The organism is Comamonas sp. GCA5 (genome assembly GCF_036541385.1).
Lineage (GTDB): Bacteria > Pseudomonadota > Gammaproteobacteria > Burkholderiales > Burkholderiaceae_C > Comamonas > Comamonas aquatica.
The window spans coordinates 1-851 of the sequence record NZ_JAZHFR010000202.1 but is presented as its reverse complement, the minus strand read 5'-3'; the positions used below and the strand labels follow the sequence as shown (position 1 = coordinate 851).

Annotated in this window: 1 protein-coding gene; it reads left to right on the top strand. The window is 60.8% G+C overall.

Annotation, left to right across the window (positions count from 1 at the left end; translation table 11 throughout):
- Positions 1–43: 43 nt before the first annotated feature.
- A protein-coding gene (locus SJH88_RS19255) for an IS5 family transposase (RefSeq protein WP_274755401.1) occupies positions 44–842 on the top strand; the annotation gives its coding sequence in 2 pieces (ribosomal slippage) (positions 44–315 and positions 314–842; 801 coding nt in all).
- Positions 843–851: the final 9 nt, after the last annotated feature.

Genomic DNA, 851 nt, shown 5'->3' with positions numbered 1-851 from the left:
AGAACCTGTTCAGGATCTTTAATTGTTCCCTGACAATTGACGGGTGCGAACCAAGAAGTACCCCAGCGACACGAGCCGCGAGCAATTCGAGATCATCAAGCCCTTGCTGGAGGGGGCGCGCAAGAAGACCAAGCCCCGCACCGTGGACCTCTACGAGGTGTGGTGCGCGGTGTTGTACCTGCTGCGCACAGGCTGCCAATGGCGTGCGCTGCCCAGCGACTTTCCCAACTGGCGTACGGTGCATTCGTACTTCGCCCAATGGAGCCAGCCCGATACACAGGGCGTCAGCCTGCTGCAGCAGGCCTTAAAAAAATCAGGTTACCGCGGCCCGCGAGAGACTGGGGCGCAACGCATGCAGCACGCTCTTGATCGTGGACGCGCAAAGCGTGAAGAACACGGACACAGCGGCCTTGAAGGGCTATGACGCAGGCAAGAAGGTCTCGGGCATCAAGCGCCATATTGCGGTGGATACCCAGGGACTGCCGCACGCCGTGGCGGTGACCACGGCCGATGTGACCGACCGCAAAGGGGCGCTACAGGCGCTGCAGCGCTGCAAGCCCAACCTGAGCCGGGTGCAAAGCCTGCTGGTGGACAGCGGCTACGTAGGCCAGCCCTTCGCTGTGGGGGTGCAAGAGATTTTGGGCGGGCATGTGACGGTGCAGATTGCCAAGAGGAGCGAACTGCACACCTTCAAGGTCATGCCCAAGCGCTGGGTGGTGGAGCGCAGCTTTGCCTGGCTAGACAAGAATCGGCGGCTGTGGAAGAACTGCGAGCGGCTGCTCAACACCAGCTTGCAGTTCGTCCACTTGGCTTTCCTGGTTCTGCTGCTCAGGAGATCTTGAACACGTTCT